The sequence below is a fragment of the Pedococcus sp. P5_B7 genome, assembly GCF_054049895.1.
In genome coordinates this window covers 225,438-233,916 of record NZ_JBFULM010000007.1, presented here as the reverse complement: position 1 = coordinate 233,916, position 8,479 = coordinate 225,438, and the positions used below count along the sequence as shown (strand labels likewise).

The 8,479-nt window shown below is 67.1% G+C and carries 7 protein-coding genes and 1 pseudogene; 2 read left to right on the top strand and 6 right to left on the bottom strand.

The features are described 5' to 3' along the window. Positions 1 to 189 (bottom strand): helix-turn-helix domain-containing protein (locus tag ACXJKD_RS17105; protein WP_457255868.1); only part of this gene is annotated, 189 nt, incomplete at its 3' end. Between the two features lie 178 nt (positions 190 to 367). On the opposite strand from ACXJKD_RS17105, the pseudogene ACXJKD_RS17100 reads away from it, so the two are divergent. Further along, a pseudogene (locus tag ACXJKD_RS17100) lies at positions 368 to 608 on the top strand (helix-turn-helix domain-containing protein); the annotation flags it as partial. 135 nt (positions 609 to 743) lie between these two features. Here ACXJKD_RS17100 and ACXJKD_RS17095 read toward each other — a convergent pair. Next, positions 744 to 2,696 (bottom strand): amino acid transporter, encoded by a 1,953-nt coding sequence (locus ACXJKD_RS17095; protein ID WP_457255867.1) that lies wholly within the window; start codon positions 2,694 to 2,696, stop codon positions 744 to 746. Positions 2,697 to 2,855: 159 nt separating this feature from the next. Between ACXJKD_RS17095 and ACXJKD_RS17090 the strand changes: the two genes are divergently transcribed. Next, positions 2,856 to 3,026: a hypothetical protein gene (locus ACXJKD_RS17090; protein WP_457255865.1), complete on the top strand. Its 171-nt coding sequence runs from the start codon at positions 2,856 to 2,858 to the stop codon at positions 3,024 to 3,026. 31 nt (positions 3,027 to 3,057) lie between these two features. Here the strand turns inward: ACXJKD_RS17090 and ACXJKD_RS17085 are convergent, their stop codons facing one another. The 4 genes from ACXJKD_RS17085 to ACXJKD_RS17070 all read right to left on the bottom strand — a co-directional run bounded on the left by ACXJKD_RS17085 (position 3,058) and on the right by ACXJKD_RS17070 (position 8,208). After that, complete coding sequence (locus ACXJKD_RS17085; RefSeq protein ID WP_457255864.1) at positions 3,058 to 3,732, bottom strand: response regulator; 675 nt, start codon at positions 3,730 to 3,732, stop codon at positions 3,058 to 3,060. Next, positions 3,729 to 5,177, bottom strand: a complete 1,449-nt coding sequence (locus ACXJKD_RS17080) for a sensor histidine kinase (protein ID WP_457255863.1) — start codon at positions 5,175 to 5,177, stop codon at positions 3,729 to 3,731. The genes ACXJKD_RS17085 and ACXJKD_RS17080 overlap by 4 nt, the downstream gene beginning before the upstream one ends. 4 nt (positions 5,178 to 5,181) lie before the next feature. After that, complete coding sequence (locus ACXJKD_RS17075; RefSeq protein WP_457255861.1) at positions 5,182 to 7,200, bottom strand: APC family permease; 2,019 nt, start codon at positions 7,198 to 7,200, stop codon at positions 5,182 to 5,184. 105 nt (positions 7,201 to 7,305) lie between these two features. Then, positions 7,306 to 8,208, bottom strand: coding sequence for a DUF389 domain-containing protein (locus ACXJKD_RS17070; RefSeq protein WP_457255860.1), 903 nt, complete (start codon positions 8,206 to 8,208; stop codon positions 7,306 to 7,308). Positions 8,209 to 8,479 lie beyond the last annotated feature (271 nt).

Below are 8,479 nucleotides of genomic sequence, written 5' to 3'. Positions count from 1 at the left end.
ACACGACCGTGGCCGATGAGACCGGTCACCCAGGTTCTCCAGCCCGCCACCCTCGTACCGCGACAGCCACTCATGAAGGGTCTTGCGTGCAACCCCGAACCGGGCCGCCACTTCGGTGACGGTCGCGCCCTCACCGATCACCGCCAACACCGCCTGATACCGCTGCTCAGCCACACTCATCTCCCGCATCTCGAGAGTGTCACCGATCAACCGGAGTAGAACTGTCACCCATCAACCGAGGGACTTCAGCCCCACCAGTGCCTTGTATGAGTTCGCCTGATGCTTGACGTTTGGGCTTCGGTTGATGCCTGACAGTGTTTCGGTTGATGGTTGACAGTTACTTCGGCTGATCCTTGACACTCCCTTGATGAGGGAGATGAGCGTGGCTTGAGCAGCGGTACAAGGCGGTGCTGGCGGTCATCAGCGATGGCCGCACGGTCAAGGAGGTCGCGGCCGCGTGGTCAGTGTCGCGGCAAACCCTGCACGACTGGCTGGCCCGGTACGAGCAGGGCGGGTTGGAGGCGTTGACCGACCGGTCTCACCGGCCCGAGACGTGCCCGCATCAGTTGGACCCCGAGCTGGAGGTCGCGGTGCTGGAGATGCGGCGGTTGCATGTTTTATGTGGAATTGTCCGCTGCTTCGAGGGTGGCGCCGACCACCGACACCAGTCCACCTTCCCCGGACGGCCAACGATCCTTGACCAATTCCTTAACCGCGGGCGGGACCTTCGCCGTCGGCGAGGGTCAGCTGACGTGGATGCTAGGTCGCCGGGACGGRTCGGGTTCGACCTTGCGAATGATCTCCCGGACAACGGGAGGGGTGTCGCCGCGGCCCAGGAGCAGGTACCGCAGCAGGTGGGCAACCGGGGAGCCTTCGGACCACTCGAAGTGGCAGTGCGGGTGCAGCCCGGTCGCGTCCCGCAGGGCAAGCAGGACGGCGGCCATGGCGTTGGGTGCGGCCGGGCTGGCCAACCGCAGGATGCGGTACCCGCCCACCTCGACGCCGTGCACGCGCAGGACGTCGGCGAAGTCGGAGGGGTCGTCGATGTCGACCTCGAGGAACAGCACGTCCGAACGGCCCGGAACCGGGTTCATGGAGCGCTGCTCGGCCTCCTTGGCCACGTACTCGGCCTCGTCGCCGGCCTGTCGCTTGTTCGCGATGATGTTCAGCAGCCCGTCGTGGGCGACGGACTCCTCGATGAACCGGCGGGCGTCCTCGTCGAACTCGATATGTTCAACTCGCAGCTCGGTGGTTCGACTGATGCGGGAGATGAGGGAGACGACCACGATGCCGAGGATGAACAGCCCGGAGATGGCAATGCCGTCGGGCTTCTCGCGGATGTTCTCCACCAGGGCGTACAGCAGGATGAGGGTCAGGACCGCGAACCCTCCCGCGGCGACCTTCTGCCGGTGCCGGTATGCGGAGATGGTGACGGCCACCGCACCCGAGACCATCATGGCCAGGATGCCGGTCGCGTAGGCACCCGCTTGGGCGTTGACGTCGGCACCAAACGCGATGGTGATGATGATGCAGATGACGGTGTAGACGAGTACGACCGGGCGCACCGCGCGGCCCCACTCGGGGGCCATCCCGTAGGCGGGTAGGTAGCGGGGCACGATGTTGATCAGGCCGGCCATCGCCGAGGCGCCCGCGAACCACAGGATGAGGATGGTGCTGATGTCGTAGATGGTGCCGAACCCGTCGCCAAACATCTCATGCGCCAGGTAGGCCAGGGCGCGGCCGTTGGCCTCCCCGCCGGTCTTGAACTCCTGCGCGGGGATGAGCACGGTGGTGACGAAGCTGGTGGACAGCAGGTACACCGACATGATGAGCGCCGCGCCGGCCAGGAGCTTGCGGGTGTTCCGGATGCGGGAAGCGAGCTTCTCCTTCGCGCTCTCACCGTCGGCGGCGACCAGCGGCATCATCGACACCCCGGTCTCAAACCCGGACAGGCCGAGCACCAGCAGCGGGAACGCGATCACCGCCGGGCCGATAGCCCCACCCAGACCGCCGCTGTCGGCCAGGGCGGACGTCCAGGCGGACAGGGCGCCGTCGGTGCTGAACACCTCCATCAGTCCCTTGACGACGACGACGGCGTTCAGCGCCAGGAAGACGGCCACGAGCGGGATGGCGACCCTGACGGCCTCGCTGAAGCCGAGTAGGAACACCCCGCACAGCACGAGCAGCAGGAACACCGTGATGGCCACCGCGTGCCCGTGCAGGGCGTCGGGGAAGAACGGGGACTCCAGCACGTGCACGGACGCGTCCGCCGCGGACAGGGTGATGGTGATGATCCACGACGTGGCGACAAAACCAAGCAGGACAAGGACGAACACCTTGCCGCGCCAGAAGGGCAGCAGGTCCTCCAGCATGGCGACCGACCCTTGCCCGTGCGGGCTCTCCCTGGCGACGCGGGAGTACATCGGCAACATTCCCAGCAGGGTCAGCAGCACGATGAGCAGGGTCGCCAACGGGGACAGGGCGCCGGCGGCCAAAGCGGCGATGCCGGGCAAGTACGCGAGGGTGGAGAAGTAGTCGACCCCGGTCAGGGTCATCACCTTCCACCAGGCGTGAGGCTCCGCGTGCTCCTCCCCCGACTCAGGACCGACCGGCTGGACGCGGTGCTCGAGCAGCCACTTGGCTCCAGGCCGCGTGGACTCGGTGCGGGTCGCGGGACTCGGCACTCGGGCGGGCATGACCAAAGGGTCAGGAGCGTTCATTTCGTCTCTCTGTAGCGGGAACGTTGGGGCGGAGCCACCCTATGGCGGCAGGCCTTGACCCTCCCCACCCGTGCCACGCCCACGCTGCGCCACCCCGCTGCTACGTCCAAGCCATGAGGCGAGCGTGAGGCGACGATGAACACCGCGGTCCGCGTCGTCCTGGCTGTTGCTGCAGCGGCAGGAACCCTCGCCATCGGCAGGGCGGTTGCCAACCGTGAGGAGAACCACCGGATGTCGCTGCCGATGTCCGTCGGCGTCGGTGTGGTGTTGCTCGCGGTGTACCTCACCATCGCCTTGTCCATGTAAAGGGCTCCCATCAGGGTGCGGCAGGATTGAGTCAGAGCTCGAAGCGGTAACCGAGCCCGGGTTCGGTGATGAGGTGGTGCGGGGTGGATGGGTTCTCCTCGAGCTTGCGTCGCAGGGTGGCCATGTACACGCGCAGGTAGTTGCTCTCGTCGCCGTAGGTGGGGCCCCACACCTCTTGGAGGAGCTGCCTGCCGGGGATGAGCCTGCCTGGGTCGCGCACCAGGACCTCGAGCAGGTGCCACTCGGTCGGTGTCAGGCGGACGTCCTGACCTGCGCGGGTGACGCGCTTGGCGCGTCGGTCGATGACCAAGGTGCCTGCCGCAAGGGTCGGCACGTCACCTCCTGGGGCCGCTCGGCGCAGGCTGGCCCGCAACCGGGCAAGGAGCTCATCCATGCCGAAGGGCTTGGTGACGTAGTCGTCGGCGCCCGCGTCGAGGGCGTCGACCTTGGCGCCTTGGGCGTCCCGTGCAGAGAGCACGATGATGGGCACGTCGGTCCAGCCGCGCAAACCGCTGACCACGTCGACCCCGTCGATGTCGGGGAGCCCGAGGTCGAGGATGACGATGTCGGGCAGGTCCGCTGCTGCTGCCGCCAGGGCGGTGGTTCCGTCGCCGACGGCGTGCACGTCGTACCGGCGGGCGCGCAGGTTGATGGCCAAGGCTCGGCGAAGCTGGGGATCGTCTTCGACGATAAGTACTTTGGTCATTGCGGCGCCGCCGGGAGTCGGATGGTCATGGTCAGGCCACCGCCAGGGGTGGTGGATGGACTGATGCTGCCGCCCATGGCCTCGGTGAAGCCTCGGGCGATGGCCAGCCCGAGCCCGACCCCGCCGGGTGTGGTGTCACCAAGGCGCTGGAAGGGAACGAACATCTCTTCCCAGCCGCCGGGGTGGGCGCCTGGCCCTTGGTCGGCGACCTGGATCTGGATATACGCGGCATGCGATGTCGGCAAAGGTGTGGCGGCGATGCTGACCTTGCGCCCTTCGGGGGTGTATCGGAGCGCATTGTCGATGAGGTTCGCCAGGACGCGCTCGAGCAGGCCGTCGTCGGCCATGACAGATGGCAGTCCCTCCGCGATTTTGAGGACGACGCCGCGCGCATCGAGGGTAAGCAGGGCCCGGGAGGCGATCTCCTCGACGTCCACGGGGTGGGTGTGCACCGACAGGGCGCCCGCTTGGATGCGGCTCATCGCCAGGAGGTTGTTGACCAGGCCGGTGAGCCTGTCGGCGCCTTCCTCAATCGTGGCCAGGAGCTCGTCCTGCTCGCCCGGCTCCCACGTCACGTCGGGCTGCCGCAGCCCAGATGCGGCGGTCTTGATGCCTGCCAAGGGGGTGCGAAGGTCGTGCCCGACGGCCGTCAGCAACGCCGAGCGGACCCGGTCGGTCTGGGCGAGCTGTTCCGCCCGAGCTGCTTCCTGAGCGAGTCGCGCGGTTTCCCACGCCCGCCCGGCCGTCCCGGCGAGGGCTTCCAGTAGGACTCTGTCTTCGGCGAACAGCGGGCGGCCGTACCCAAGCAAGCTCAAAGTGCCCGACGCCGGCACGCACAGCACCGCTGGCCCCTCGGCTGTGGGGCCGGTCCATGCCACCGGATGCTCCGGCTCTGCGTTTGGGGCCAGGGTAACGGTGTCCATGCTGTACAGCTCGCGCACCTGGTCAAGAACCTGCTGCACGGTTACCCCGCGCATCTCCGCACTGCTCAAGGTGGCAACCATGCGGGTTTGGAGCCGGTTTCTTTCTGCCTTGGCTCGGTTCCTTGCGCCAACCTCGACCGTAATGCTGACAATGGCAGCCGCCAGGACAAACACCACGAGGTCGGTCAGCGCGTCCGGCTCGCCGACACTGAGCGTGTGGTAGGGCGGGGTGAGGAACCAGTTCGCCAGAAGAAATCCTCCGACCGCGGCCAGGAGGCCAGGCAGGACCCCGCCTACGACAGCGACCACCACAACCGCCAGCAAGTAGACGAGTAACACACTCTCGCCAGGCCCCAACGGCTGCAGGCCCACCATCGTCCACGTGAGCAAAGGCATGCCCACGACGCACAGCCCCAAGCCTGTCAGCAGGCGCCGTCTAGAAAGCCCGGTGGCCCCGGGTGACATCGCCCCGGTAGGGAACAGCCCCGCTGCGGGCTCCGCTCGCGGTGCGGCCGGCTGCATGACCTCAGCGTGCCACACCAAGACCTTCGGGACGGCCGGACAAGTCCGCAGAAGGGACGGCCACCCTCCCGCTCGGCCCGTCCCCGTCCGAGCCATCTGTAGTGACGCCCGGGTCCACGGACAGCTGCCAAGGCACCGACGTCACCATCACGCCGGGCTCGAAAAGCAGCCGGGCCTTCAGACGTAGTGCGCTCTGGTTGTGTAGCAAATGCTCCCACCACCGACGAACTACGTACTCGGGGATGAACACGGAAACGACATCGCGGGGGTGGTCCCGCAGGAGCTCGCGTACGTGCTCGATCACCGGCCGGGTCATGTCGCGGAACGGCGAGTCCAGAACGGTCAGCTCCACCGGGATGTCCCGCTCGATCCACTGCGCGGTCAGTCGTTCGGTGGCCCCCGCGCTGGTGCGCACCGTGACGGCCCGGAGGCTGGCGGGCCTGGTCGCTCTGGCGAATGCCAGCGCCCGCAGTGTGGGTGCATGCAGCGTCGACACCAGCACCAGGGTGTGGATCCGGGCTGGCAGAACTACCCCACCGACGGCCGGCCGAAGGGCTCGGGCCACCGTCCGGTAGTGCTTGCGGATGAGCGTCATAAGAGCGATGAGCAGAGGCATGGCCACCACGACCAGCCAAGCACCGTGGGTGAACTTGGTGACCAGGACGATGACCAGCACCAACCCGGTCACGGCGGCGCCCACGGCGTTGACAGCCAGCTTGCGCCTGATGCTTGCCCGGTCGCGTGCTGCTGCGGGTGTGACCAGCAACTGCTGCCAGTGCCGCACCATCCCGACCTGGCTGAGGGTGAACGAGACGAACACGCCGATGATGTACAGCTGGATCAGTCGGGTCGTGTTCGCGTCGAACGCCCACAGCAATCCGATCGCCAGCAGCGCCAGGATCACGATGCCGTTGGAGAACACAAGTCGGTCTCCACGGCGAGCGAACTGTCGCGGCAGGTATCCGTCCTCCCCCAGCAAGGACGCGAGGATCGGGAAGCCGTTGAACGCGGTGTTCGCCGCCAGGACGAGGATGGCTGCCGTAAAGCCCTGCACCGCATAGAAGCCGATGCTGCCCCCACCGAAGATGGCGCCCGCGACCTGGGCGATCACCGTCTTCTGCGTGTACCCGTCCGGGGCCCCGATGAGCATGGATGGGTCATGTGCGACGTGGACCTTGGCGATCAGGGCCAACGCTGTGAGCCCGACAAACATAACGATGGTCAGAACACCCATGATTGCCAACGTGTCTGCGGCATTGCGGCTCTTGGGTCGTTTGAAGTTGGGCACTCCGTTGCTCACCGCTTCCACCCCGGTCAGCGCGGTACATCCCGAGGCAAAGGCCCGAAGGGCGAGGGCAAGCACGAGCAACCCGGAGACGTGACTTTCGGCCCGAATCCCAAGCGGCGCTGACTCGGCGACCGGCGCCGCCCCCGTCGCGGTCCGGTACAGCCCGAGGGCGAGCATGACCAAGACACAGGCGACGAACCCGTACGTAGGGATCGCGAACGCCGCTCCCGACTCCTTGATTCCGCGCAGGTTGATGACGGCGAGCAAAGCCACCAGCCCCACCGAGAGCGTGAGGGCGTGGGGCGCCAGCTCCGGGACGGCGGAGACGATGTTGGCCACCCCTGCCGCCACCGACACCGCCACCGTCAGGACGTAGTCGACGAGCAGCGCGCTGGCCGCGACCAGGGCGGCGCCGCGCCCCAGGTTGGCCCGACTGACGGCATACGCCCCGCCACCGTTGGGGTAGGCATAACAGGTCTGGCGGTAGGACAACACGACAACGACAAGCAAGAGCACGACCCCGGCAGCGACGAGCGGTGTGAGGTGCAGCAGCGTCAGGCCGCCCAGGCTTAGCACCAGCAGAATCTCCTCGGTGGCGTACGCGTTGGATGACAGTGGGTCGCTGCAGAACACCGGCAAGGCGAGCTTCTTCGGCAGCAGGGTTTCGCCCATCTGCGAGCTCAGTAGAGGTCGGCCCACAAGGAGACGCTTGGGCATGCGCAGCAGTTCGGTCACCGCCCGACTGAAGCACCACTGCCGCTATAGGACTGTGGCTCTTGACGCGTCCTTAGCGGGCGAGGTACCAATCTTGATACTCCCTTAGCGTCGAGCGCGTGCGGGTTATCTCGGCCAGTCGGGGCTCCGGCGCCTCAGTCGGCCGCTGATGCGGGCTCGTCTAGCGGACACGCGTGCCCAGACGGTCTGCTGCACGGCCAGGGTCGCCCACCCCGCCAACGCCATCCCTGACAGGTTCAGCGCCAGTTGCAGGGTGCTGCGCCAAACCTCGTGACCGACGCCAAACGCCAACCCGAGGGCGATGTTCCCGGCAGCGGGGACGGTGGTTACGGAGATGAACACCCCGGACAGGCCACCGGTACGGGCGGAGGTCACCGACAAGACACCGGCCGCGCCCGCGATGACGGCCACGATGAACGACCACGTGTCCGGGAAGTAGATGAAGTCGGTGCCGGGACGAGGCCCAGTGACGTCAGCCAGAGCGAGCCAGCCCAGCGCCTTTCCTACCAACGCGAGCAACGTAGTCAGCGCAATCGCGGCGCCGAACCCGGCAACGAGGGTGACGATGGCGCTGCGCAGCAGTGTGTATCGGCGGCGGACGAGCGCCACCCCAAGAGCGGCGACAGCGCCGAACTCCGGACCGAGGACCATGGCCCCGATGACCAGGATCTGAGAGTCCAGGACGATCGCGATGGTCGCAATGAGCGTCGCCAGCGTCATGAACGTGCTGTACGTCCAGTTCAGCTCGGAATCCTCGTACGCCCGCTGGGTCACGTCGGCCCACACCACGGAGTCGGCACTGCTGCCCGGTGTTCGCCGCTCGGCTTGGTAGCCATCCTTCGAGAGCCATGTGGTCACCGTCTCGATGTGCAGCGACCCGCCCTGGTGGACACCCAGATCGCGCAAGCCGTCGATGACCGCGTTCGCGCCCTCACGGGCTACATCGGTCAGGACCAAGTCGCCCGCCGGGCGGAGGGATGCGTCGCGGACCACGGACAAGGCACTCACGCTGGTGTCCGCTTTCCAACAGGGCCACGATTCGTTCGGTCTGGGCGGCCGGTGAGGAGATGCGCAGATGCAGCATGCGGACAGTGTGTCCCACGTTCGTGCTCGTACTTCGCTCGGCATCTGGGCTGCGAATCCAGCTGTCGCGCTCGACCTCGACCAGACGCTCGCGGATTCGCCCAGCCGAGTGAGGTACAAGACCGGCTCGGACGGCAGCGCCCGGCTGTCGCCGGCCGCGAGCTTGGCGATCCGCTCCCGGTGCCGCTGGCGTTCC